Here is a 515-nt window from a genome sequence, read left to right on the forward strand (position 1 = left end):
GACAGGCGGCGCAGCACCCGCCGCGCCGCAGGAGTGCCCTTGGCCTGCAGGCGGCGGCGTTGGCGATGCCGCCGCTCCCGCAGGGTGCGGACGTGGCCGTTGCCGTTGATCGGCCCGGGCAGGGCGGGGCCGGGCAGCACCGCCCCGTCGGAGGTGACCGCCAGGTTCGCCACCCCCTGATCCACCCCCACAAAGCCGTTGACCGGCTCGCACACCGCCGGCTTGGGCAGGGTGAGGGTGACCTGCAACAGCCACACCCCGCGCCGGAAGATCAGGTCGGCCTCGCCGATCGGCAGTGTGTCGACGGCTTTGAGGTCCTCCGGCCGGCCGGTGTACGGGACGGTGACGCGGCCGGTGGGGGTCCACAGCGACACGGTGCGGGCATCCCGGTTCCAGCTCATCAGCCGGGCGTCATAGGGAATGGCGCCGTGCGGGCGGAAGATGTGAGCACGCTTCTTGGTGGCGCGCCGGTTGGCGTAGGCGCCGGCCACCCGGGCGATGGCCCGCACGGCCGC

The 515-nt window shown here is 74.0% G+C and carries 1 pseudogene; it reads right to left on the reverse strand.

Annotated elements, in window-relative coordinates:
• Positions 1-515: pseudogene (locus ACTMTI_RS57005) on the reverse strand (RNA-guided endonuclease TnpB family protein); the annotation flags it as partial.

The organism is Nonomuraea sp. H19, assembly GCF_052068215.1.
GTDB lineage: Bacteria > Actinomycetota > Actinomycetes > Streptosporangiales > Streptosporangiaceae > Nonomuraea.